Genomic DNA, 25,244 nt, shown 5'->3' on the forward strand with positions numbered 1-25,244 from the left:
AAGGTTGATGCTGGAGGCCAGTCCAAGGAGTGAGCCATGCCCGCATCCACCACTTTCGACCTGCCGATTTCCGGCATGACCTGCGCCAGCTGTGCTGGCCGTGTCGAGCGCGCCCTGCGCAAGGTCGCCGGCGCTGAACAAGTCAGCGTCAACCTCGCCACCGAACAGGCCCGCGTCCAGGCGCCGGCCAACAGCCTGCCCGCCCTGGTCGACGCCGTGCGCGAAGCAGGCTACGCCGTCCCCACCCGCACCGTCGAACTGGAAATCGGCGGCATGACCTGCGCCAGCTGCGCAGGCCGGGTCGAACGCGCCCTGAGCAAAATGGCGGGAGTCGAGCAGGTCAGCGTCAACCTGGCCAGTGAACGTGCCCACCTGAACGTACTGCAAGCACTGGACGAACGCCTGCTGATCGAAGCAGTGGAAAAAGCCGGCTACAGCGCCAGCCTTCCGCAGGCCGGGCAGGATGAGCACAGCGACAACCGCCAGCGTCTGCGCAAAGAGCGCCTGGCCGTCGGCCTGGCCCTGCTGCTCGCACTGCCCTTGGTACTGCCCATGCTGGTACAGCCGTTCGGCCTGCATTGGATGCTGCCTGCCTGGGCCCAGTTCCTGCTCGCCACACCGGTGCAGTTCATCCTTGGTGCACGCTTCTACGTGGCCGCCTGGAAAGCCGTTCGCGCCGGGGCCGGCAACATGGACCTGCTGGTAGCCCTAGGTACCAGCGCCGGTTACGGGCTGAGCCTGTACCAGTGGGCGACCGCCCCGGTGGGGATGGCCCCACACCTGTACTTCGAAGCCTCGGCCGTGGTCATCGCCCTGGTACTGCTAGGCAAGTATCTGGAAAGCCGTGCCAAACGTCAGACCGCCAGTGCCATCCGTGCCCTCGAAGCATTGCGCCCAGAACGCGCCGTACGGCTGGTCGACGGCCTTGAGCAAGATGTGCCCATCGCCCAGTTGCGCCTCGGCGACCTGGTGCTGGTCAAGCCCGGTGAACGCTTCCCGGTCGACGGCCTGGTGGAAGAAGGCAGCAGCCACGCCGACGAGGCCCTGATCAGCGGCGAAAGCCTGCCCGTGCCCAAGCAACCGGGCGACACGGTCACAGGGGGTGCGATCAACGGCGAGGGCCGTCTGCTGGTGCGCACTCAGGCACTGGGTACGGAAACCGTGCTGGCCCGAATCATCCGCCTGGTCGAGGACGCCCAAGCCGCCAAGGCCCCCATCCAGAAACTGGTGGACCGCGTCAGCCAGGTGTTTGTCCCGGCGGTGCTAGTGATTGCGCTGATCACGCTGCTCGGTTGGTGGCTGGCCGGTGCACCGCTGGAAACCGCCCTGATCAATGCCGTCGCGGTACTGGTCATCGCCTGCCCTTGCGCCCTGGGCCTGGCCACGCCAGCGGCGATCATGGCCGGCACGGGTGTCGCCGCCCGTCACGGCATTCTGATCAAGGACGCTGAAGCTCTGGAACGCGCGCATGCGGTCAACCGCGTGGTGTTCGACAAAACCGGCACCCTGACCTCCGGTAGCCCGCGGGTGGTCCACAGCCAGGCGCTGGTCGGCGACAGTGCCGAACTGCATCGCCTGGCTGGCGCCCTGCAGCGCGGCAGCGAGCACCCATTGGCCAAGGCTGTGCTGCAGGCTTGTGCCGAGCAGAACCTGGATGTCCCGACCGTGAGCAACAGCCAGTCCCTGACCGGACGCGGTATCGCCGGGCACGTGCAAGGGCGCGAACTGGCCCTGGGCAACCGGCGTCTGCTCGACGAAAGCGGCCTGCAGCCCGGCGCACTCACTTCCCAAGCCCAGGCCTGGGAAACAGAAGGACGCACCCTGTCGTGGCTTATCGAGCGTGGTGAACAGCCCCGCGTGATCGGCCTGTTCGCCTTCGGTGACAGCCTCAAACCCGGTGCCGAGCAGGCCGTGACCGCCCTGCGGGCGCGCCACATCAGCAGCCATTTGTTGACCGGCGATAACCGCGGCAGCGCCAAGGTCGTGGCCGAGGCCCTTGGCATCGACGATGTTCACGCCGAAGTGCTGCCGGCCGACAAAGCCGCCACCGTGGCCGCTCTCAAGCAGGATGGTGTGGTAGCGATGGTGGGAGACGGCATCAACGACGCCCCGGCCCTGGCCGCCGCCGATATCGGCATTGCCATGGGCGGTGGTACCGATGTAGCCATGCAGGCTGCCGGCATCACCCTGATGCGTGGCGACCCGCGCCTGGTACCTGCTGCCCTGGAGATCAGCCGCAAGACCTACGCGAAGATTCGTCAGAACCTGTTCTGGGCCTTCATCTACAACCTCATCGGCATTCCGCTGGCAGCGTTGGGCTACCTCAATCCGGTGCTGGCAGGCGCCGCGATGGCGCTGTCGAGCGTCAGCGTGGTCAGCAATGCGCTGTGGCTGAAAACCTGGAAACCCTCGACTACCTCGCAGGAGGCCCCATGAACATCGGCCAGGCCGCCCGCCGCAGCGGGCTCAGCACCAAGATGATCCGCTATTACGAGTCCATCGGACTGCTCAAACCACCGACCCGAAGCGACAGCGGCTATCGCCTGTACCAACAGGAAGACCTGCACCGCCTGGCCTTCATCAAGCGCTCACGCGATCTGGGCTTCTCGCTGGACGAGGTGGCAAAACTGCTGACCCTTTGGCAGGACCGCCAACGCGCCAGCGCCGATGTGAAGGCCCTGGCCATGCAACACATAGAAGAACTGAACCGGCGCATCGAAGAGTTGGTCAGCCTGCGCGATACCCTCGACGAACTGGTTGCGCATTGCCAGGGCAACGACCGACCAGACTGTCCGATACTCAAGGATCTGGCCAATGGCAGTAAGTGCTGTCATTAAAGAAGCACGACACCTGGTATTTTGGTATGCCATATTAGCCTAAACCCGACCGAATAGTCACCAAACACGACTTTATCCAATAAATACGGGGGTTTCCCTCAAAAAGCCCCGCTCCCTGCCGATACAGTGGTTACTGCCTCGTGTGTCGATAATTAAAAAATTCCGGGAGCGTCGATGAACATCAAACAGAAACTGACCTGGGCATTCGCGGTTATCGCCGGGTTGCCCATCGTGCTTGTTGCCACGTTGGTGGTCCTGAACCTGCGAGGCGAAGCCCGCGAAGGTTTCCTCGACGGCAGCAGCCGGGAAATCCGCCAGGTCAGCAATGCGATGAATATCTTCTTCCAGGGCATCGACCAGAACGTGGAATTCCTGGCGTCCCAGCCCATGGTGGCCGCAACCGGCAGCAACCTGAACAAGTTCATGAGCGCCAACCCGTCCTACGCGCTGGGTGAACAGGACCAACAACTGCTCGACTTCTTCACCCGCCTGGCCAATTCCCACCCTGGGTACGCCTACATTTCCTACGGCGTCAGCGACGGCGGCTACGTCGGCTGGCCCGCCGGGCAAAAGTTCGTCAACTACGACCCTCGCCCACGCCCGTGGTACCAGCAGGCCATGGCCAACCCAGGCAAGACCGTCCGCACCGGGGCCTATTACTGGGCCCCTGATGATGCCGTGCTGGTCAGCACCGTACGCGCCGTCGCCAACCAGTTGGGCAACCCGGGTGGCGTGGTCAACATCGACGTGTCGCTCAAGGGCCTGACCGAGATCGTCAAACAGATCAAGCTGGGCGAAAGCGGTTACCTGATGCTGGTGGAAAGCAACGGCAACGTGATGGTCGACCCACGCGATGCCGGCCACAACTTCAAGCAACTGGCCAGCTTCGGTGACGGCTACGCCGAACTGGCCAAGGCCGGTAAAGGCTTGGTGGAAATCGAACTCAACGGCACCCGCTACATGGCCAACATCTACCCGGACGAAAAACTGGGCTGGACCTTCATCGGCCTGATCGAACAAAGCGAAGTGATGCAGACCACCACGCGCCTGACCTGGCTGATCGGCACCATCGCTCTGGTACTGGCGGCCCTGTTCGCTGTCGTCGGCGCAGCGTTCGCCAAACTCATCGTGCGCCCGATCAACAGCGTGACCAGCGGCCTGGAAGACATCGCCCAGGGTGAAGGCGACCTGACTCGCAGCCTGGAAATCCGTGGCCGCGACGAAACCGCGCAACTGGCCAGCTGGTTCAACCAGTTCCTCGGCGCCATCCGCAGCCTAATTCAGCACATCGGTGCCGCCGCCAACAAGATTCTCAGCACGTCCAGCAGCTCCACCCGGGTTTCCAGTGACATGGCCGAAGCCGCCGGGCGCCAGCGCGAAGCCGTGGACATGGTCTCCACCGCCTTCCACGAAATGGTTGCCACCGCCAACGAAGTGGCCCGTTCCTGCAGCCAGGCCGCGCAATCGGCCGACAGCGGCCAGGCGCAGGCCCGCGAAGGCCAGCAGCAGATCGATGCGGCGGTGAACAGCGTCGATCGCCTGAGCCAGGAAATCGAACAGTCGGCGCAGTCGATCCAGCAACTGGAACGTGACAGCAACGCCATCCAGTCGATCCTCGGCACCATCCGCTCGATTGCCGAACAGACCAACCTGCTGGCCCTTAACGCCGCCATCGAAGCCGCCCGTGCTGGCGAGCAGGGCCGTGGCTTCGCCGTGGTCGCCGACGAAGTACGCGCCTTGGCCAAGCGCACTGCCGATTCCACCGCCGAGATCGACGGCCTGCTGGGCAACCTGGCCAGCCGCACCGCCGAAGTCGCTGAACAGATGCATGCAAGCCTGGAAGTGTCGCAGCAGTCGGTCAGCCGCATCGGCCTGGCCCGTGACAGCTTCGGCCAGATTCGCGAGTCGGTGGATATCATCCGCGACATGAACACCCAGATCGCCACGGCCGCGGAAGAACAGCACCAGGTAGCGGAGGACATCAACCGTCACATCAGCCAGATCCATGGTGATGCGCAACTGGTGGCCGAGCTGGCCCAGGCGGCGCGTCAGGATTCCGAGAGCCTGGCCGGGCTTTCCAATGAACTGGATGCGTTGGTACGCCGCTTCCGGACCTGACCGCTAAAGACGCAGCTCGCCGGGTGTCGACCCGAACAGCTGCTTGAAGGCGGCGATGTAGGCTGAGGTGGAGTCATAGCCGCAGCCCAGCGCCGCCTCAGTCACACTTTCACCCGCCTCCAGCAGGGCCAGGGACGACAGCAGGCGCATACGCTGGCGCCAGTTACGAAAACTCAGGCCGGTTTCCCGCTGGAACAGGCGCATCAGGGTCTTTTCCGAACACTCCAGCTGCCTGGCCCACTCCTGCAGAGTCTGCGCCTGCTCGGGCGCCGCGATCAGGCCGTTGCACAGGGCCAGCAACCCCGGATGGCGCGGCAGCGGCAGCGAGAAGCCCACTTCAGGCAACGTGCGTAGCTGGTCGAGCAGTACAGATACCAATCGTGCTTCGGCACTGTCGCCTTCCGGGTAGTCCACGGGAAACAGGCAGAACTGCTTGATCAGCTCCCGCGCCAGCGGCGTCACTTCCAGTACCCGGCATTGCGTCGGCGCCCATGGGCAAGCATCGCGGCGCACATAGAGGCTGCGCATTTCAGCCTGCATCGAGGTCACCACTTCATGTTCGGCATCGGCCGGAATCCACACGCCCCATTGTGGCGGTGCGAAGTAACTGCCATCGGCGGTGTACACGCCCAATACACCGCTGATGGCATAGGAAAACTGCACCCAATCGTGGCGATGGCGGGTGGTCCAGGAACCGGCGCCAAGGCTTTCGGCCCGGGCATATAGCGGCCTGGGCAGGTGGTCCAGCACAGGGATGGGGCGTGGGTGTCCGATAGTCGGCATGTTGGTTTCTTGTAGTTCTGACCAGACAAGCCTAACAGCTGGGCCGTTTTACAGTGCTATCGGCGTCACGCTCATGGGGAATTTGGGCAACTGCCTTGTGCTGCCTGTACTGGCCTCATCGCCGGCAAGCCGGCTCCCACAGGTACAGTGGTGACCCTGTAGGAGCCGGCTTGCCGGCGATGAGGCCAGTACAGGCAGCACACACCAGTTGCCAAACGCTGATGGCCGCACTTGTAACCGTATTCAACGCTCGACGATGGCCGTAACCCCCTGCCCACCCGCCGCGCAAATCGAGATCAGGCCCCTGCCCTTACCCGCCGTCGCCAGCAGCTTGGCCATGTGGGCCAGAATCCGCCCTCCGGTGGCCGCGAACGGGTGCCCAGCCGCCAGCGAGCTGCCTTTGACGTTGAGCTTGCTGCGGTCGATTGCCCCCAGCGGCCCATCGAGCCCCAGGCGATCGCGGCAATAGTCCGCATCCTCCCAGGCCTTGAGCGTGCACAGGACCTGGGCAGCGAACGCTTCGTGAATTTCGTAGTAGTCAAAGTCCTGCAGGGTCAGGCCATTACGTGCCAGCAGGCGTGGTACTGCGTACACCGGGGCCATCAGCAGGCCCTCCTTGCCGGTGACGAAGTCCACTGCGGCCGTCTCGCCATCGACCAGATACGCCAGCACCGACAAGCCGTGAGCCTGGGCCCACTCTTCGCTGCCCAGCAGCACCAGCGAGGCGCCATCAGTCAGGGGAGTGGCATTGCCGGCGGTCAATGTGCCCTGCCCGCTGCGGTCGAACACAGGTTTCAAGCCAGCGAGCTGCTCCAGGGTCAGATCCGGGCGCAGGTTGTTGTCACGGGTCAGCCCCATGAACGGTGTCTGCAAATCATCCTGCCAGCCATCTGTATAGGAAGCAGCCAAACGCTGGTGGCTCAGCAACGCCAGTTCGTCCTGCTCGGCACGGCCAATCTGCCAGGCCTGGGCCATGCGCTCGCAGTGCTCGCCCATGGAAAGGCCAGTACGCGCCTCTTCATTACGTGGCAGCTCTGGCTTCAAGTGGCCAGGGCGCAGCTTGAGGAACGGCTTGAGCCGCTCCCCCAGCGTCCTGCCACCATGGGCCTGCAGCAGAATGCGGCGCAAGCCTTCATTGACTGCGATGGGCGCATCGGAGGTAGTGTCCACCCCGCCTGCGATCGCGCTGTCGATCTGCCCCAAGGCAATCTTGTTGGCCACCAGCAACGCCGCCTCCAGGCCCGTGGCGCAGGCCTGCTGGATGTCATAGGCCGGCGTCTGCGGCGACAACCGGGAGCCAAGCACACACTCGCGGGTCAGAGCCATGTCGCGGGAGTGCTTGAGCACCGCCCCCGCCACTACCTCCCCCAACCGCAACCCATGCAGCCGGTAGCGCTCGATCAGGCCTTCAAGCGTGATGGTGAGCATCGCGTGATTACTGGCATTGGCATAGGCGCCGTTGGAGCGGGCGAAGGGAATTCGGTTACCGCCCAGGATCGCGACCCGGCGAGTTGAACGCATGCGCATGTTCCTCCTGAAACAATTTGATCCGTACAGCCTAGGTGTTTTTACCGCATTCGAACGACCTTGCCACAAAGTTGGTCCACACTTGCAAGCTTGCATTCAGGGAGACCGCACATGAGTGATCGCTACCTCGGCTTCGCCAACTCCAACCTCGGCCGTCGCCTCGTGGATGCCCTTGGCCTGCCGCGCCCAGCGCCTCTGGAGCGCTGGCAACCCGGCCGACTGCGCCCGGTCGAGGGCGCTCTGGTACTGGGTGGCGGGGCTTTGGCAAACAAGGTCGAAGCTATCGCCCCGCGCCTGACCGACGACATCTACAGCTTCAATGGCGAAGGTTTGCAGGCGCCCGCCTGGGTCGCCGGCCTTGGGCCGAAACTCAAGGCTGTGGTGTTCGATGCCAGTCACTTGTCCGACGGCGACGAGTTGAAGCAGTTGCGCGAATTCTTCCAGCCATTGCTGCGCAGCCTGGCCTACTGCGCCCATGTCGTGATCCTCGGACGCGCACCGGAAAGCCTCGACGACCCGCTGGCCCGCGTTGCGCAACGTGCCCTGGAGGGCTTCAGCCGCTCGTTGGCCAAGGAGCTGCGCAACGGCGCGACCGCGCAGTTGCTGTATGTGGCACCCGAGGCAGAAGACCAGCTCGAAGGCGCCCTGCGCTTTTTCCTTTCGCCCAAGAGTGCATTCATTTCTGGCCAGGTGCTGCGCCTTGAAGCCTGCGCCAGTCAGGTGCAGGACTGGACCCGCCCGCTGGGTGGGCGCCGCGCTCTGGTCACCGGAGCAGCACGCGGCATTGGTGCCGCCATCGCCGAAACCCTCACGCGTGATGGTGCCGAAGTCGTGCTGCTGGACGTGCCACAAGCCCAGCAAGACCTTGACGCCCTTGCTGCCCGCCTTGGCGGCAAGGCACTGGGCCTGAATATATGCGCCAACGATGCCGCCGCCCAGTTGCTCGAAGCATTGCCCGGCGGTATCGATATCGTCGTGCACAACGCCGGCATCACCCGCGATAAAACCCTCGCCAACATGACGCCGGAGTACTGGGACGCCGTGCTGGCGGTCAATCTCAAGGCGCCGCAGATACTGACCCAGGCGTTGTACGACGCCGGCGCCCTGGGCGACGCTGCACGCATCACGCTACTGGCTTCGGTCAGCGGCATCGCCGGCAACCGTGGCCAGTCCAACTACGCGGCGAGCAAGGCCGGGTTGATCGGGCTTGCCCAGGCCTGGGCACCGAAGCTCGCCGAACGGGGCGCCAGCATCAATGCCGTGGCCCCGGGCTTCATCGAAACGCACATGACCGCCGCCATACCCATGGGGCTACGTGAGGCCGGGCGTCGCCTGAGTTCACTGAGCCAGGGCGGGCGCCCTCAGGACGTCGCAGAAGCCATCGCATGGCTCAGCCAGCCTGGCTCCGGCGCGGTCAATGGCCAGGTGCTGCGAGTATGCGGCCAGGCATTGATAGGGGCGTGAACATGGACCGACATTGGCACGACCTGCATAGCCCGGACGCTCGCGCCAGCCTGTACCTGCGCGCGGCGAGCAAGCGCAAGATCAGCGGCGACACGCTGCCGGGGGCTGGCCTGCGTTGCTTCCTTCGCGTCCAGCACGGCAACCTCGCGGCCTATCGCCGTCTCTGTCACTTCACCGATGACGGCCGCCTGCCGGGCACTTACCCGCACATCATGGCCTTTACCCTGCAACTGCAACTGCTGACTGCCCATGACTTTCCGTTTCCGCTACTGGGGCTGGTGCATGTGCACAACCGCATCGAAGTGCTGCGGCCACTGGGCGGCATCGACGGACTGCGGTTTGCCGTTTACGCCGACAATCTTCAGCCGCACGCCAAGGGCGGCACCTTCGACCTGATCACCGAGGCCGAAGATGGCCTCGGCCTGCTGTGGCGTGAAACCAGCCGGATGCTGGTGCGCGGCTTGCGCCTCGAAGGGCAACCCGATGAAACCCCAAACCTTGAGGCCGAACAGTTGCCAGAAGCCACTCGCTGGTACGCCGATAGCGATATCGGCCGGCGTTATGCCAAGGTTTGCGGTGATTACAACCCGATCCACCTCAGTGCTGCCAGCGCTCGTCTGTTCGGCTTCCCGAAGGCCATCGCCCATGGCATGTGGAGCAAGGCCATGGCCCTGGCGGCGCTACGCACGCACTTGCCGAACAGCGGCTACAGCTTCGAGGTGGACTTCCTGAAGCCGGTGCGGTTGCCGTCGGAAGTGGTGCTAAGTGCCAGCGAAGCGGGAGCGAGCGGTGAACTGCGGCTCGATGGGCATGGCGAGTTGCTGCATATGGTCGGGCGCTGGGGGCAACTCTAGCCCCCGAATCCACTTGCTTTGCTCCAGGCCTCCACCGAAGCTATGCAGCATTAGGAGAGCCCCGATGAACTTGCAAGAACTCACCGAACGCCTGCACCAGATTCGCGACAACAACGACTGGCGCGGCTTCCACAGCCCGAAGAACCTGGCCATGGCCGCCAGCGTGGAAATGGCCGAGCTAGTGGAAATCTTCCAATGGCTGAGCGAGGACGAGTCGCGCCAACTGCCTGCGGACAAACTCGCCCACGCCGGCCAGGAAGTCGGCGACGTGGTCCTGTATCTGTTGCTGCTGTGCAGCGAGCTGGGCCTGGACATGGAACAAGTTGTGCGCGCCAAGCTGGCCGACAGCGAGAGGCGCTTCGCCCGATGAACGACCGTCACTTCGATGAGCTGGCCACCCGCTTCGCGGAAAAAATCTACGGTGGCGCCAAGGGCGCGATCCGCCTGGCCGTGCTCCAGGCCGACCTGGCCGATGCCCTGCCCGACCGCCCTCTGCGGGTGCTCGACATCGGCGCGGGTCTTGGCCACATGGCGCTTTGGCTGGCCCAGCGCGGCCACCAGGTGACCCTGGCAGAACCCGCCGCACCGATGCTCGAAGGCGCACAGGCGCGCTTCGCCGAAGCTGGGCAGCAGGCCACCTTCATCCAGGCCCCTTGGCAAGACCTGCTGGGCCAATTGACCGAACCTTACGACCTGGTGCTGTGCCACGCCGTGCTCGAATGGCTGGCCGAACCCGAAAGCATCCTGCCTGTGCTGCACCAGCTCACCGCGCCGGGCGGCTGGCTGTCGCTGGCCTTCTACAACCGTGATGCTCTGGTCTACCGCAACCTGCTCAAAGGCCACTTCCGCAAATTGCGCAGCAATAAATTGCAGGGTGAAAAGCAGAGCCTGACCCCGCAGAAACCACTTGATCCGCGTGAACTCAAGGCGCACCTTGATCCTATGTGGCAAGTCGACAGTGAAAGTGGTGTCAGGGTGTTCCACGACTACATGCCCAAGGAGTTCCAGGACAAGGCCGAGTTGCTCGACCTGCTGGAAATGGAACTGGCCCACCGCCGTCATCCAAGCTTCGCCGGCTTGGGACGCTACCTGCACTGGATCTGCCGACCCCGCTGACCCCGCCCGCCGGGAGGACTACATGCCGTACCGTTTGCTGTGCCTGGCCTTGCTGCCGCTTGCCCTGGCTGCCTGCCAAGGCACCAACCCTTATGTCGCTAGCAGCCGCCCGCTACCACCAGCACCGGCCCAGGCCGCCACCACTTTCGATGCCAGTGCCTACCCGGCACCGGCCCGTGATTATGGGCATTACCGCAGCTGGAGCTGGCGCAACGGCCAATTGCCCAGCGCCAGTGCCAACGCCGACCCCGGCCAACTGGCCGATGCCGTCAGCGGTGCTCTCGACCAGCATGGACTACGACCGGCCAGAGCCGGTACCGGCGACCTGCTGGTCAGCGCCGACATGCGCCTGGAACGGCGTCTGCGCCAGGTTCGCGATTACGACTATGACCCCTACTACGGCCCTTACCCCTATGGCGGCGTTGGCTTCGGCGGCTACCGCAATGGCTACGGCGCCTACGGCAGCGTGCCCGTCGTACGCACCTACGAGGTCGAGGTGATGGTGGTGCGCATCGACCTGTTCGACGCCCGCAACGGCCAACCGGTATGGAGCGCCAGCGCCGAAAGCGGTAGCGACAAGGACTCACCACGTGATCGCGAACAGGCCCTGCGCGAATCGGTGCACAAGGCGCTCAGCGGCTATCCTCCCAGTTAACGTCTAACGGAGAACCATCATGTTGCGCCGTCTCGTTCTACTGTCATTCGCGCTGCTGCTCACCGCTTGCGCGGGCAACAACGTCCAACAGGATTTCGACGCGAGCCGCGATTTCGCCGCTTATCGCAGCTGGGCGTGGCAGGAGCCTGGGTTGCAGTACCAGCCAGACGACCCGCGCATCAAGAGCGACCTGACCGAGCAGCGCATCCGCCAGGCGGTTGCCAGCGAGCTGGATCAACGTGGCCTGCGCCCGGCACAGGGCAGTGCCCGGCCTGACCTGATGGTTCGCGCCTACCTGATCGTCGAGCAGCGCCAACAACAGATCACCACCAACTATGGCGGCGGCTGGGGGGGATACTGGGGAGGTTACTGGGGTGGCCCGATGTACAACGAAACCCGCAGTGTCGATTACAAGGTTGCCACCATCCAGGTCGACATGTTCGATAGCCGCGATGGCAAGCTGGTGTGGCGCGCCAGTGCCGAACAGATCATGAACAACTACCCCCCAAGCCCTGAAGAACGCAACACCGCCATTCAGAAAACCGTCACCCAGGTGCTGAGCAAGTACCCACCGGGAAGCGCGAAATAGTGCACCGTCGCCATGCCCGTTCGTCGGATTCCGTCTACCCTGACTATTGAAACCTGACTGACCGGGTAGATCAGTTCAACGAATAGGGATGGCGACCCGCCCATGCAAAGCATTGTTCTCCTGATGTGGCTTGCCTTGTGCGCCGAACAAGATGTCCGCGAACGCCAGATATCAAACCTGCTGACCCTGGGTGTGGCCGCCTGTGCGCTGGTGTGGCTGTTCAGCACCGGGCACAGCTGGATCGGCGCCGATGCCAGCGATGCGGGCTGGGCGTTGGCCATCGTCATGCTGCTGACCCTGCCCGGCTACATGCTTGGCCACTTCGGCGCCGATGACGTCAAGTTGATGGGCGCGCTGGCCTTGGCCACCAGCTACCAATACGTGCTCGGCACCTTCATTGGCGCCGGTATCAGCCTCTTGCTGTGGCTGCTCACCCGACGACGCCTATGGACCCTGCTGAACCCCAAGGTAAAGAAGCGATTGCAGACCCTGACCGAGCAGATGGGCGACAAACAAGCCTTCGTCCCGTACGTGCTGGCCGGATTTCTTCTCACTGCCGTATGGATCCAATAGCGGCTTCTACTGTCCGATCTGTTGTACAAACCTTGTACATAATCGAGAAGTACGACTACTTTTCTAACTGCCAGAGCGTCTGGCCCGGGAGCAGGGCCGATTACGAACAGGGAGTTGATCGTGAGCAAGCCATCGAGTGAGGTGAAGGTACTGGTTGTCGATGACCAGCCTGTGATTGTCGAACAGTTGTGCGAGTTTCTCGAAGCCCACGGCCATCGCTGTGTGCCGGCCTATTCCACCGACCAGGCCATCGAATGCTACGTAGCGGATGAAACCATTGGCCTTGTGCTGTGCGACCTGCACATGCCCGAGCGCGATGGCATCGAACTGGTGCGCGCACTCAAGGAAATCGCCGGGCGCGAGCGCCTGTTCGAGGCGATCATGCTCACCGGACGAGCCGAGAAACAGGACGTCATCCGCGCGCTGCGCGAGGGTTTTGCCGACTACTACCAAAAACCGATGGACCTCGATGAACTGCTCGAAGGCGTTCGTCGCCAGGAACAGTCATTGCTCGAACGCCAGAGCAACTTCCGCGACCTGGGTGGCCTGAACCGGCGTCTGCAGGAGCTGGCCGAGTCGATCGACGAACTCTACCAGGACCTGGAAAAAGCCCGTGGCCAAGGCGTACACCGTCGCGCCAGCGATGCCGAGGAAGGCGAAACCGAGCTACCACCTGACTTCGAGAAGCTCTCGCCACGCCAGCTGGAAGTAGCCAAGCTGGTAAGCAAAGGCAAGACCAACTACCAGATTGCCTGCGAGCTTGGCATCACCGAGAACACCGTCAAGCTGTATGTGTCCCAGGTGCTGCGCCTGACCCACATGCACAACCGCACCCAGCTGGCGTTGGCGCTGACGCCGAGTTCGTCACCGGTGCACCAGCGTTTCACCACCCATTGAGGGCTCCGTTGACGGCCATGCTCAGGGCTGGAAGCTGAAGGTCAGGGTCCAGCGTGGCCCGCGATCCAGGCTGTCGAGCGCCACATCCGCCAAGGGCTTGGCCACTTCCACGGCGACACTGCCGCGGCGCCCGTCACCCAGGCGCACGCCCAGTGCCGCCGAGGTCAGCCTGGCATCCTCGAAATGCCCTGCGTTGTACCAGGCGCGTGCGCTATCGATCACCGCGTAGGGCTGCACATGCTTGAGCCATGGGCCGTCTGGGTGAAAGCTGTAGTTCAGCTCGTAGGCCACGCCCCAACCCTTGTCGCCCGCCGCCTGCTCCCGAGGGTAACCACGGCCGAAGTTCTGCCCGCCAAACCCTGCCCTCTCGCTGTCGGGCAACTTGTCATCGCTCCAGTACAACGCCCCCGAAACCACGCCCTGCCAGTTATCGAACAGCTGGTCGCTTTGCAGGCCCGACAGGCGCAGGCGCAAAAAGTCGAGGTCGTAGTCGGCATCGCTGTGGCCACCCAGGTAATCCAGGCCTTGATGGACCCCGGCGCTGACGATCCGCAGTCGACGAGGGTCTGCCTGGCGCCAGTCGCCCCCGAACGACAGCGCGCGTAGCGAGGTGGCGTTGTTGCGTGCTGGCGTCCCCTGCTCCGGCCGACCCTCGATGTGCTCACTCACGGCGTAGAAATGTCCAGCCACCACCAGCCATTCATCCGGCGCGACGGTCACTGGCTGACTCAGGCCTATGGCATAGCGGTCGCTTTCACGATGCTGGGTCAGGGTCCCGCCATGGTCCAGACGAACACGGGTATGCGGCTCGCTGCGGTAGCGTGTGGCCGACAGCAACAGTTGGCTGCCTTCGGCATCCAGATACTGGCTGTACTCGACATGCTGGTAATGGGTGTGTTCGTCACCCGGTGGCAGCACGATGCTGGCTGCGAACTGTTCGGCGAAGCGGGTCTGCGACCTGCTGGAAACCCCCAGCAACGCCTGTGGCCCGTCGCGGCTACCATCGCTCAAGGTCAATGCCGCGCCGAACGGCGTACGCCGGGCACGAACGGTCAACTCGGTGGCACCGTCAGTTTGTCCGGTAGGAGGCAGTTCGGCCTCGATGGCTATACCTGGAACACGCTCGGCCAAGCCCAGGTAATGGTCGAGTGTCTTGCGGGTCAGCGGACGTTCGGCCCTCAGCCGGGTCAGCAACTGCTCGAGGTAATCGGCGGCAGGACCGATGTCTCCTTCAAGTCGATAGTCGTGAATGTAGCCTTCGACCAACACCACTTGCACCCGACCATCGGTGAGGTCCTGGGGTGGCAGATAGGCGTACGAAAGCAGGTAGCCGTCACGCTGATAACGTTGTGTGAGGCGGTCCGTGAACTGTTGCAGCTCGCCAAAGGTGGTTTCCCGGCCAATCAACGGCTGATAGTGCTCGCGCAGGTCACTGAGCGGGTACACCGTACCGCCCTCGAAGCGCACCTTGTGCAGCACCAGCCGGGTATCGCTCGGCATTGCTGCTGCCTGCTTGGCGACAGGTAACGCCAGGCGCAGGTCGGGTGCCACGGGACGATAAGCGTCCACCGGCAGGTTCGCGGCAGGCAGGCGGCGTTCGTTTTCGTGGCTGTCGAGAAAGCCGGGCAATAGCTCGGCATGGGCCAGGTTGGCCCAAGACAGCAGCAACAGGGGCACGACCAGAGGACGCATAGGACGCTCCATGATCCCTTGGGCACCGGGACGCCGCCGGTCACACCCGTCACTTGCAAGCGTAGGTGCTGGCCCGGCAAACGTCGAACGGTCACTCGTTGACCTGGAACGCCACCCGCGCGGTTTCACCGCTCTCGTCCAACGCACTCAGTTCGATCTGCCCGGCATTGTCGAAGCGCACCAGCAAACTGTCCTGCCCCTCGGTTTCGCCCAGCGGCTGGCCGTTGAGGAACCACCAGCGTCGCCCGCCACCGCCCAGGGCCGAAACATGCAACTGCAGGGGTTCGCTGCTGGTGGCTGGCCGCCGCAGGTTGTCCCCTGGACGCACACCGACGATCGACAATGGCGGCGCACTGGCGGCCACCTGTGGCGGGCAGGCAGGGTCCACGGCCGGCAGTCGGGCGGCGCGGCGCTCGCTGCGCGCCAGCCAGGGTTCGAGTGGCGCTGGCCACAGAGCGATCTCTCGGGCCTTGGCACCGGGGCATGTGCTGTCGACACGCAGCCCTTGGTCGTTGACCCACACGCTTTCCCGAAGCCCAAGCCCGATGGGCTGGTCGGCCGCCTGCAGTGTCGGCGGGGTGGTGCCGTCCAGGGTCCAGGCGAAGCGCTGGCGACGGCAGTTGGGGTCTTGCCGGTTCATCGGCTGGCCCAGCGGCCAACAGATGGCTGCCACGCCAACGCTCTGCGGTACCTGCTCCACCGGCGCGGCGATGCCACGCTGGCTGTCGCGGTTGCTCAACAGGTCATGGACCTGCAGCATCAACGGCGCCGCCGATGCCAGGCCGAACTGCCCAGGCACTGGCGTGCCGTCCGGGCGACCGATCCACACACCAATCAGGTAACGCGGCCCAACCCCAATCGACCAGGCATCGCGAAAGCCGTAACTGGTCCCAGTCTTCCAGGCCAACTGCGGGCGCTGGACCAACTCGGCATGCGGATCACGATCAGGACGTGCCTGGCCGCTGAGAATGCGCCGGATGATCCAGGCCGAGCCTGGCGACAGCAGGCGTCGTTCCGCCAAGGGGTCCTGGGGCTGCAGGCGTACCCGGGCACTGTTGCCAGCTCTGGCCAACGCGGCGTAACCACCGACCAAGTCTTCCAGACGGCTGCCTGCCCCTCCGAGAATCAACGACAGGTTGGGCTCGGCCAAAGGCGGCAGCACCAGCGGAATGCCCGCGTTGCGCAGTTCAGCGGCGAAACGCTTGGGGCCATAGGCTTCGAGCAACTGCACCGCAGGCAGGTTCAGCGACAGAGCCAGCGCCGAACTGGCCGCCACTGGCCCGCTGAAGCCCATCGAGAAGTTGCCAGGGCGATAGTCCCCATAGCGACGCGGAACATCTTGCAGCAGCGATTCGGAATGAATCAGGCCCTCGTCCAGCGCCATGCCGTAGAGAAATGGTTTGAGGGTCGAGCCGGGCGAGCGCAGGGAGCGCACCATGTCGACATGTCCGAACCGACGCTCGTCGGCCAGGTCGATGGAGCCCAGGTAGGCTCGCACCGCCATGGTCTGCGACTCCACCACCAGCACCGCCGCCGACGTACGCTCCGGCAAACGTGCACGCCAGCCCAGCAACAGGTCCTCGAGACGCCGCTGCAGGTTCGCATCCAGGGTGGTGCGGATCAATGGCGGGCTGTTGGCCGTGTTCAGTCGACGCGCCAGCAAAGGCGCCAGCGCCGGCTCCTGCCGTGGGGCCAACAGCAGTGGTTCTTCGGCAGCCTCCTTGATCTGCTGCGCGGGCCACACTTGATACTCGCCCAGGCGCTGCAGCACCTTGTCGCGGGCCTTTTGGGCACGCGCCGGGTGACGGTCAGGGCGCAGGCGGCTGGGCGCTTGTGGCAACACCGCCAGCAGCGCCGCCTCGGCTGGGGTCAGGTGCATCGGCGACTTGCCCAGGTAGGCCCAACTGGCCGCCGCCACACCCTGCAAGGTGCCGCCGAACGGGGCACGGTTGAGGTAGATCTGCAGAATCTCGCCCTTGGACAGGTGCCATTCGAGCTGCGCGGTGCGCCACAGTTGCCGCAGCTTGCCGGCCAGCGTTCGATCATGCGGGTCGAGCAACCGCGCCACTTGCATCGACAAGGTACTGCCTCCGGACACCACACGCCCGCCGCGCAGGTTGAGCCAGGCAGCCCGTGCCAGGGCCAGCGGGTTGACACCGGGGTGGCGGTAGAACCAACGGTCCTCGTAAGTCAGCAGCGCCTGCAGGTACAGCGGCGAGACCTCTTCAGGGCTGACCGGGTAACGCCACACGCCATCAGCATCGGCGAAGCGCCACATCGGCGTGCCGTCTTCGGCCAGCACTACCCGCGCGAGGTCATCCGCCGGCATGGGCAATGGCCAGATGCGGTCGGCCAACCACAACAAGCCGGCCGCCAACGCCAGCGCCAGAGCGAAACCGCGCAGCAAGCGCCCCGCACGGGGGCGCAGGCGGGTTAAGCTTGGCATCGGGAACCGACCTGGCCAGGTGATGGCCAAAGGCTTGGAATCGGTAACTTCGCCGATTCGATCATCAGGAAGCAACTATGCATGTAGAAGGTTTTTTCGAGTGGCTGGGCCAGGCGCTGGGGTCGTTGATCCGCTTCATCGTCGACGCCTTGAGCGGGCTGTTCAACCTGTTGGCCAACGCCGGGGGTAATTTCATCGACGGCCTGGCACGCACGTTGGGCATGGACACCTCGCTGCTCAGCATCCTGGCGCTGATCGTTGGCCTGATGCTGCTTTACTCGGCAATCCGCGCCTTCATGCGCGCCTCGATCATCGCAGGGATCATCTGGTTGCTGCTGGGTTTGTGGGTGATGAGCTGGATCATCCATTGATCCGGGGCCGCATCGCGGCCCATCGCAGGCTTCGCCAGCTCCCACGAAGAAATCAAAAGTTCGACGGCAAGATACCAGTGGGAGCTGGCGAAGCCTGCGATGGGCTGCAAAGCAGCCCCTTCTTCACCGCGCTTTCACCACCATCTCACCCTGCCCATCCCCCACTGCCTGCAGGTTCGGCCGATACATCGACTCGACCTGCGGCGGCGGCACGCGGTAGCTGCCCGGCGTCACAGCACGCGCCAGGTAGAGCAAGTGCGTGGTGCCATAGCTGTCGAGCTTGAGCGCTGCCACGTAACGATCATCACGATACTCCTGGTGCACCACACTGGCATTCTGCATCGACTCACGCCACTGTTTCACCGCACTGCTGGCGTTGTCCAGGCTCGCCGCGCTCTGCGCCAGGTTCTGGTTTTCCAGCTCCAGGCCCGCAGGTAGCAGGTCGACCACCAGTGCGTCCGGCACAGCGTTCTCGGCCTTGAGCGCCAGGTGCACCAGCACCAGATCACCGCTGCGCAGGTTGTGCAGGTCCAGCGCTTGACCATTCATGCCCAGGTACTCGCGGCGGATCTCCATGCCGTTACCGCCGGCTGCAGGTGCCTGGCGTGGGTACCCCGATAGCGTCAGTTGCTGGTACAGCGTTTCGCTGCCCTCGTTCTGCACACTCAACGGCGAGGCCAGCAGCGGGCCTTCGAGCTTCATGCCCGACTCGGTATTGTTGAACTCGCGAATCTCACCTGCGCTGTCCAGGCGTGCCTTCCACTGCCCCTCCGGTTTGCCGAGCAAGCCGCGACCTGCCAGATACAGCGCATTGCGCTCCTGGGTCGAAAGCCAGCGGTTGGCTGCGAGTTCATCGGACAGAGCGAACAGCCGCTGATCGACCTGGTTGCTGGCCAGGTTGTTCTCCTGCAGCAGCGCCAAAATCAGCGCCTGATCCCGTAGCGCGCTGCCGTAATCAGCCATCCAGCCCTTGCCACGGCTGATGCCCAGGCCAGCCTGCAGTGCCTGATCGGCACGCGGCTTGTCGCCCATCTTGTCCAACGCCACTGCCAGTTGCACCAGCGGCAGCCCGGAGCGCGCATCGGCACGCCGCTCGAACAGGCTGCGCAGGGCACCCAGTGGCGCCTGCTGGCTGCGCGACAACACCAGCGCAGCATAGGCCTGTACGGCAAAACGGGTGTGCTCGGCGTTCTCGCTGTAATCGACCTCGATCAGGTTGCGCTCCTGCAGGTAGCGCAACAGTCGCTCGCTCGCCTTTTTCAATGCCTCGGCCGGCACGCCGTAGCCCTGGTCGCGGGCACGCATCAGGAAGTCGGTGACGTAGGCGGTCAGCCAGTACTCTTCTTCGCTGTCCGAACTCCACAGACCGAAGCTGCCGTTGTGGCGTTGCATGCCCAACAGGTGCTCGATACCCATCTCGATCTTGCGCTTGCGCAGCTCGGTCGGTTCACCCTTGATGCCCAGGCGCTTGAGGCTCTCGGCATCGGCGTACAGCGAGGGGTACAGACCGCTGGTGGTCTGCTCCAGGCAACCGTAGGGGTAGGCCTCCAGTGCACGGATCTGCTCGGCCAGGTTCAGCGGCGGCCGGCTCGACAACGCCAGGCTGGCCTCCAGGCCGGCTGGTTCGAAGGCGGCCAGGTCGCTCTCCGGCAGGCTCCAGGGCTGATCCTTCAGGGCCACCCGGTAGTGCTTGAGCATGGCCGGATAGGCTGGGCGAATACCCAAGGTCCATTCACGCTCGAAGGTATTGGACGGCTCGCCCGGCAGTTGCAGGCCATTGACCCGCACGGTCACTTTGCCCTGGCCCAGGCCTCCTTGGGCCTGTACCGGAATCATCAGCGTGGTGCGCTGGCTTTCAGCCAGGGCGACCGTTTGCTGGGCGCTCGACATCAGGCTCAGTTGGCCTTGCGCACGAAGCTCGACATTCAACTGCTGGGCGCGGCCCGACAGGTTGGCCAGGTCCAGCGCCAGGCTGGTCTGGTCGCCGCCCGCCAGGAAGCGTGGCGCCGCGAGTTCGGCAATCAATGGTGCAGCAACAACGGTCTTGCCCTCGGCCATGCCGAAGTGCTCTTCGCTCCAGGCCTGAGCCATCAGGCGCAGTTCGCCGTTGAAGTCGGGGATATCGACCGTGGCCTGACCTTCGCCATTTTCGTCCAGGGTTACCGGCACGCTTTGCTGGGCGACGATGGTCACCGTGGTGTTGGGGCGTTTGCCACCTTTGGCCATCGCGGCATCACCACCGAACGCCAGGCTTGCAAGGCGGCCCTGGCCGGCTTCGATCAACTGCCCGTAGATGTCCAGTTGATCAGCGCCATAGGCCTTGCGACCAAACAGGCTGGCGAACGGGTCCGGGGTCTTGAAATCGGTGATGTTGAGAATACCCACGTCCACTGCGGACAGCAGCACATGAACCTGTTTCGGGTGGCTGCCGTCGGCGTTGGCGGCCTTGAACTTCACTGTCAGCGGCTGTTTCGGCCGCATCTTTTCGGGGGCCTGCAAGGTGACGGCAAGCTTGCGCTCGGCACGGTCCAGCGGCAGATGCAGTACGCCCACTGCCCGCTTGGGCGTGGCATTGGCTTTGCGTTCACCGGGGCGGATCACCAAGGCGCTGACATACAGGTCATGGCGGGCCCACTGCTTGTCGAGTTTGACCTCGAAGGTCTTGCCCTCGGCGGGAACGTCGATCTCCTGCCACCACAGCGGGCCATCGCTGGACTCGACCATCAGGTAACCACTGCCTGCCGCTGGAGGCGTCACGGTGACGTTTGCAGTGGCGCCATCGGCGTAGGAAGGTTTGTCCAGGGCCAACTTCACCTGGTCTGGGCGCACCGCGCCGCCTTCGGCGTTGTCCTGCGCACGATACCCGGCCCAGAAGCGTTCGCTGGAAACCAGGCCGGTTTCCGGGTCTTCCACTTCTACACGATAAGGCCCCCACTCGACCTGGAAGGTCATCTTGGCCGTGGAGCCTGCCTTGACGCTAACTGTCTCCTCGCTTTGCGTGAGGAACTTCTCGTTGAAGTTGTAGCTCCAGCCATCACTCTGCGAATAGTTCCAGTAGTAGTCTCGGCGCTCGCGAATCAGCCTGACCTTGAGGTCGTTCGCCGCAAGCTTATTACCGTCACGATCCGCCACCAGGAACTCGAATTCCACTGGGCCATCGCTGTCGGTCTCGTCGCCGTCGAACAGGCCACGCAGGCCCGGCAACCTTTCGCCAGGCCAGATCGGCTGTTCCAGGCGCCGAGTGATCGGTCGGCCACCAGACTCCTGCAGGCTGGCCTGCACCGTCAGTTGCAGCGGCGAACGGGCCTCGGCCCAGCGGCTCTCGATATCGACCACCGCTTTCCCGGCCTGGTCGAGGGTCACTTCATCGAGTTCCAGGTCTTGGTTCAGCTCGGTCTCGGTCACCGAACCGAACTGGTAACCCGGCAAGGCCGGCACGGCTTCACGCAGTGGGCGCACATAAGCCTGACCACTCAGGCGATTGCCCGCGGCCGGGGCGCCGTAGAGGTAACGTCCATTGACCTGGATGCGTGCATCCTGCTCAGGCGCGAGCGGCTTGCTGCTGCCCTTGAGTTCCAGGGCCAGGCGCTCAGGCAGGAAGTCTTCGACCAGGAATTCATAAACCTGCTTGCGCCCGCCGCCGAGGTCGAGCAGTAACTGCCAACGGCCCGTCGGCGCCTCCGTAGCCAGTTGCAGTTGGTACTGGTAAAGACCATTGGTATCGGCCTCCCAGACGAACTTGCGGCTCACCTGTTCATCGGGGCGACGCACCTCCACGCTGACCGGCTGAGCCTTGACCGGCTTGCCATCCTGATCGCGCAGCAGGCCATTGAGCAGCACCGTTTCGCCAGGGCGATACAGGTCGCGCGGGCCGAAAATGAAGAACTGCAGCGGGTTGGCCTGAGGCCCGGTGATGTCGAATTCGGCCAGGTCCAGTGCCGCCGTGTTCAGGCGCAGCAGCGTGGTGTGCACGCCCTGGGTGGCGATCAGGGTGTCGGCCTTGGCGGTGATGGGCAACTGCGCATGGCCCTGGCCATCCGTCTTGGCCTGGGCCAGCAGCTTGCCCTTGTCATCGTGCAGTTCGAGGTTGACGTCCTTCAGCGCCTTGCCACCTTCGAGTGCCTGGGCGAATACATCCAGACGGTCATGGTAGCGGTGGGCGGAAACGCCAATGTCGCTGAGGGTGAACAATGTCGCTGGCTGCGAGTAGTCGTAGGTGCCTGAGGCACGCATTACTGCCAGGTACACGCCGGGCTCCTGCAGCGGCTTGATTCCGGCGATCGGCAACAGCACGGTCTCGCGGGTGTTGCGCGCAGGGTTGAGGTCAAAACGGCCACTGTAGACCAGTTCGGCCATCTCCAACGTTTCCTTGGACTGGTAGTAGTACAGGCTGCTGTTGCGGCCCCAGTTGACCAGGAAGCTGGAGAGCATGTCCGGCTTGATGCGGAAGAACTCGACGTCGACCTTGTTGACGTTAAGGGCGATGACCGGCAGGCCTTCGGCCAGGCGCGTCGGCAGCAGCGAACCGCGGCTGGCGAAGCCCACGGTGGGCTGCATGTCCCGGGTTTCCAGGCGGCTCACCGACTCGCTGTCCAGCGTCTTGCCGTTGACTGCCAGCAGGCCCTTGTCGACGGTCAACACCAGCTTGCGCTGTGGCTCAAGATGGCGCAGGCGCAGTTCCATCTGGTTGTCGGAAAGCTCCCAGGCGCCATCGACCTTGCCTTTGACAGTGTCCACAAGGTGCACCTTGGTGGCGAAGTCCTGCTTGGCATCCAGCGGCACCGAGAAACTGATCGACAGCGTGCTGGCTCCGTCGAGCTGAACTTCGGACACATCCAACACGCTCAGTTCGCGGCCCTCGTAGCGTTTCGCGAGCACGGCCGGGTCTTCGCGCTTGGATGCCGGCGCCTCGACCGCCGCGCTCGTGGCAGCAGGTTCGGTCGACTTGGCTTTTTCCGGCGCGGAGCCGTCACAAGCACTGAGCAACGCCAGCGCGCAGGCCAGCAACAATCCTTTGTTGAACATGGAGTGGGAACTCTTTGGCAGCGTGTACGTGAGGGCTGCAACTATAGCGCAAAGGCAGGGACGGCACCGGTGGTTGAGCGGATGAGTGGGCTGGCCATTAGAATGTTGCCAGCCTATTCAGGGGCGCTGCGCACCCCAATCGCTGGCAAGCCAGCTCCTACAGGAATATCCATGTCCCAACTGTCCAACGACTGGCGCGACCGCCTCACCCACCGCAAAGTATGGGGCCTGGCCGCGCCGATGATTCTCTCCAACATCTCGGTGCCCATGGTGGCGCTGGTCGACAGCACGGTGATTGGCCACCTGCCCCACGCCCATCAACTCGGTGCAGTCGCTGTAGGCGCCACCTTGTTCACGTTCATGGTCGGCCTGATGGGTTTCCTGCGCATGGGTTCCACAGGTTTCGCCGCCCAGGCCGCCGGACGCGCCGACGGCGCCGCGCTGCGGCAGGTGCTGGTGCAAGGGCTGCTGCTGGCGATCGGCCTCGCACTGCTCATCGGCCTGGTTGCCCTGCCCTTCAGCCAATTGGCACTGCACGCCATGCAGCCGAGCGAGGCCCTGCAACAATCCACCGAAGACTTCTTCCACACTCGCCTGCTGGGCCTGCCGGCCGCACTCGCCAGTTATGCGCTGGTGGGCTGGTTCCTCGGCACCCAGAACGCCAGGGCACCACTGGCCATTCTGCTGACCACCAACCTGCTCAACATCGTGCTCAACCTGTGGTTCGTCCTCGGGCTGGACTGGGGGGTGTTGGGGTCGGCAAGGGCATCGGTGATCGCCGAGTGGAGCGCTGCCCTGCTGGGCTTGGCCCTCACCCGCCCCGCCCTGCGCGCCTACCCGGGCCAGGTCGCCTGGGCGGCGCTCAAGCGCTGGCAAGCCTGGCGGCCACTGCTGGCGGTGAACCGCGACATCTTCCTGCGCAGCCTTGCGCTGCAGATGGTGTTCCTGCTGATTACCGTGCAGGGCGCACGCCTGGGCGAGGCCACGGTGGCGGCCAACGCCCTCCTGCTCAATGGCCTGCTGCTGACCGCCTATGCCCTGGATGGCCTGGCCCACGCCGTGGAGGCCCTGTGCGGCCATGCCATCGGTGCCCGCGACCGCAACACCCTGCGCCGTTCGTTGGTGGTGGCCTGTGGCTGGTCGCTGATCACCAGCCTGGGCTTTGCCGTGCTGTTCCTGATCGGCGGGCACCTGTTCATCGACCTTCAGACCGACATCGACAGTGTGCGGGCAGCGGCCTACCCATATCTGCCGTACCTGGCTGTACTGCCGTTGATTGCGGTGTGGAGTTATCTGCTCGACGGGTTATTCATCGGTGCCACAAGGGCGCGGGAAATGCGTAATGCAATGTTGGTTTCAGTGCTGGTCGCGCTGCCCCTGGCGCTTGCATTGAGTGGCTTCGGCAACCATGGATTGTGGTTGGCGTTTCTGGGCTTCATGGCGTTGCGGGCGGTGACGCTGGGGTGGGTGGGGTGGAGATTGAAGCAGCGAGACAAGTGGGCTGCATAGCAGCCCTTGGGATCATCAGGAGGGCAGGTACAAAAACCAGGTCGACCCAAATTAATGGTTCTTCCCGGAATGCTGGGGAAGAGGCCTGACTTGAGTTTTGAGTGGGTACGAAAATCGAGCGCCACCCGCGCGGCGCTCGGTCTGCCAAGCACCGAAAATGTTGCGGCAAGCCCAATAGAAATTAATGCCCACTCACGCGCGCTGACCTGGGCCAATAACATCCAACAAATATTTGCTAAGTTGCTTGAACACCTCAACCATCGCTTCGGTGGTATACCCCGTAAACGCGTCTGCGGTGGCTGGGCCAATAACGCCATCAACCGCCAAGTCAACGTTCCACAGTTCGCCTAGATGTTCATTCAGGGCCATTTGCAGCTGGCGGGTAAGGGCTTGTTTCTCCGCCTTCACCGTCAACAACAGTGCAAAATATTGCCCTGTTGCTTCCCTGGCTTCGCCCTCTAAGGAGCTGAGCATATGAAGTGGAGCTGACACCTTTCTGACATCGGTATCAGCCGCCCCCTTGATGAAGTTGAAGGCGTTGTACACAGCTTCTTCGTATACCGCTTTAAGCATTCGATCATTCAGAGTCATGGTTTCTCTCGCGCACTAAAACAGGTTGATCCTGTAGCCGTTGCCTCTGAATACCTTCAGAAGCATCTCGATATAACCATTCCAAAAATGCGTATTGCAGAAGCTGTATCTGTGCGCGCTGTACGACCTTTCCCACCGCTATGAAAGGAAACTGATGAACAAGTGCCTGCCGACTCATTGGGGGAGAAAGCAAGAGC

19 protein-coding genes and 1 pseudogene are annotated in these 25,244 nt (G+C 63.7%); 14 read left to right on the forward strand and 6 right to left on the reverse strand.

Annotated elements, in window-relative coordinates; translation table 11 throughout:
* Positions 1-36: 36 nt before the first annotated feature.
* From PspTeo4_RS17900 to PspTeo4_RS30000, 4 genes and pseudogenes are all read left to right on the forward strand, one after another.
* On the forward strand, positions 37-2,436 hold the full coding sequence (locus PspTeo4_RS17900; protein ID WP_322365252.1) for a heavy metal translocating P-type ATPase: 2,400 nt from the start codon (positions 37-39) through the stop codon (positions 2,434-2,436).
* Complete coding sequence (gene cueR / locus PspTeo4_RS17905) at positions 2,433-2,837, forward strand: Cu(I)-responsive transcriptional regulator (RefSeq protein WP_322365253.1); 405 nt, start codon at positions 2,433-2,435, stop codon at positions 2,835-2,837. Before PspTeo4_RS17900 ends, cueR begins: the two co-directional genes overlap by 4 nt.
* A 330-nt stretch (positions 2,838-3,167) precedes the next feature.
* A pseudogene (locus PspTeo4_RS29995) lies at positions 3,168-4,097 on the forward strand (cache domain-containing protein); the annotation flags it as partial.
* 129 nt (positions 4,098-4,226) lie between these two features.
* A complete protein-coding gene (locus PspTeo4_RS30000) occupies positions 4,227-4,955 on the forward strand; it encodes a methyl-accepting chemotaxis protein (RefSeq protein ID WP_416196982.1) in 729 nt (242 codons plus the stop codon).
* A gap of 3 nt (positions 4,956-4,958) precedes the next feature.
* On the opposite strand, the gene PspTeo4_RS17915 is transcribed toward PspTeo4_RS30000, so the two are convergent.
* Together PspTeo4_RS17915 and PspTeo4_RS17920 are read right to left on the reverse strand one after the other, a co-directional pair.
* Positions 4,959-5,738, reverse strand: coding sequence for a helix-turn-helix transcriptional regulator (locus PspTeo4_RS17915; protein WP_322365255.1), 780 nt, complete (start codon positions 5,736-5,738; stop codon positions 4,959-4,961).
* Between the two features lie 243 nt (positions 5,739-5,981).
* Complete coding sequence (locus tag PspTeo4_RS17920; RefSeq protein WP_322365256.1) at positions 5,982-7,259, reverse strand: acetyl-CoA C-acetyltransferase; 1,278 nt, start codon at positions 7,257-7,259, stop codon at positions 5,982-5,984.
* 117 nt (positions 7,260-7,376) lie between these two features.
* Here PspTeo4_RS17920 and PspTeo4_RS17925 point away from each other — a divergent pair, with 117 nt between their 5' ends.
* From PspTeo4_RS17925 to PspTeo4_RS17960, 8 genes are all read left to right on the forward strand, one after another.
* Positions 7,377-8,729 carry a 3-oxoacyl-ACP reductase gene (locus tag PspTeo4_RS17925; protein WP_322365257.1) on the forward strand — a complete coding sequence of 451 codons (1,353 nt, stop codon included), beginning with the start codon at positions 7,377-7,379 and terminating at the stop codon, positions 8,727-8,729.
* A gap of 2 nt (positions 8,730-8,731) precedes the next feature.
* Entirely contained in the window at positions 8,732-9,583 is an 852-nt protein-coding gene (locus PspTeo4_RS17930; protein ID WP_322365258.1) for a MaoC family dehydratase, read from the forward strand.
* A 64-nt stretch (positions 9,584-9,647) separates the two neighbouring features.
* On the forward strand, positions 9,648-9,953 hold the full coding sequence (locus tag PspTeo4_RS17935; protein WP_322365259.1) for a MazG-like family protein: 306 nt from the start codon (positions 9,648-9,650) through the stop codon (positions 9,951-9,953).
* Positions 9,950-10,699: a methyltransferase domain-containing protein gene (locus PspTeo4_RS17940; protein WP_322365260.1), complete on the forward strand. Its 750-nt coding sequence runs from the start codon at positions 9,950-9,952 to the stop codon at positions 10,697-10,699. Before PspTeo4_RS17935 ends, PspTeo4_RS17940 begins: the two co-directional genes overlap by 4 nt.
* Positions 10,700-10,721: 22 nt before the next feature.
* Positions 10,722-11,354, forward strand: a complete 633-nt coding sequence (locus PspTeo4_RS17945) for a DUF4136 domain-containing protein (RefSeq protein WP_322365261.1) — start codon at positions 10,722-10,724, stop codon at positions 11,352-11,354.
* A gap of 19 nt (positions 11,355-11,373) precedes the next feature.
* Positions 11,374-11,943, forward strand: a complete 570-nt coding sequence (locus tag PspTeo4_RS17950; RefSeq protein ID WP_322365262.1) for a DUF4136 domain-containing protein — start codon at positions 11,374-11,376, stop codon at positions 11,941-11,943.
* Between the two features lie 102 nt (positions 11,944-12,045).
* Complete coding sequence (locus PspTeo4_RS17955) at positions 12,046-12,516, forward strand: A24 family peptidase (protein WP_322365263.1); 471 nt, start codon at positions 12,046-12,048, stop codon at positions 12,514-12,516.
* 114 nt (positions 12,517-12,630) lie between these two features.
* On the forward strand, positions 12,631-13,413 hold the full coding sequence (locus PspTeo4_RS17960) for a response regulator (RefSeq protein ID WP_416196963.1): 783 nt from the start codon (positions 12,631-12,633) through the stop codon (positions 13,411-13,413).
* Positions 13,414-13,434: 21 nt separating this feature from the next.
* Here the strand turns inward: PspTeo4_RS17960 and PspTeo4_RS17965 are convergent, their stop codons facing one another.
* Together PspTeo4_RS17965 and pbpC are read right to left on the reverse strand one after the other, a co-directional pair.
* Positions 13,435-15,105 (reverse strand): ShlB/FhaC/HecB family hemolysin secretion/activation protein, encoded by a 1,671-nt coding sequence (locus PspTeo4_RS17965; protein ID WP_322365265.1) that lies wholly within the window; start codon positions 15,103-15,105, stop codon positions 13,435-13,437.
* Positions 15,106-15,196: 91 nt separating this feature from the next.
* Positions 15,197-17,551: a peptidoglycan glycosyltransferase PbpC gene (gene pbpC, locus PspTeo4_RS17970; RefSeq protein WP_322365266.1), complete on the reverse strand. Its 2,355-nt coding sequence runs from the start codon at positions 17,549-17,551 to the stop codon at positions 15,197-15,199.
* 77 nt (positions 17,552-17,628) lie between these two features.
* Between pbpC and PspTeo4_RS17975 the strand changes: the two genes are divergently transcribed.
* Positions 17,629-17,922, forward strand: a complete 294-nt coding sequence (locus PspTeo4_RS17975; RefSeq protein WP_322365267.1) for a hypothetical protein — start codon at positions 17,629-17,631, stop codon at positions 17,920-17,922.
* 123 nt (positions 17,923-18,045) lie between these two features.
* Here PspTeo4_RS17975 and PspTeo4_RS17980 read toward each other — a convergent pair whose 3' ends face one another.
* Positions 18,046-22,947, reverse strand: a complete 4,902-nt coding sequence (locus tag PspTeo4_RS17980) for an alpha-2-macroglobulin (RefSeq protein WP_322365269.1) — start codon at positions 22,945-22,947, stop codon at positions 18,046-18,048.
* Between the two features lie 171 nt (positions 22,948-23,118).
* Here PspTeo4_RS17980 and PspTeo4_RS17985 point away from each other — a divergent pair, with 171 nt between their 5' ends.
* Complete coding sequence (locus PspTeo4_RS17985) at positions 23,119-24,456, forward strand: MATE family efflux transporter (RefSeq protein ID WP_322365270.1); 1,338 nt, start codon at positions 23,119-23,121, stop codon at positions 24,454-24,456.
* A 192-nt stretch (positions 24,457-24,648) separates the two neighbouring features.
* Here the strand turns inward: PspTeo4_RS17985 and PspTeo4_RS17990 are convergent, their stop codons facing one another.
* Positions 24,649-25,047, reverse strand: coding sequence for a hypothetical protein (locus PspTeo4_RS17990; protein WP_322365271.1), 399 nt, complete (start codon positions 25,045-25,047; stop codon positions 24,649-24,651).
* Positions 25,048-25,244: the final 197 nt, after the last annotated feature.

This window comes from Pseudomonas sp. Teo4, assembly GCF_034387475.1.
Taxonomy (GTDB): Bacteria; Pseudomonadota; Gammaproteobacteria; order Pseudomonadales; family Pseudomonadaceae; genus Aquipseudomonas.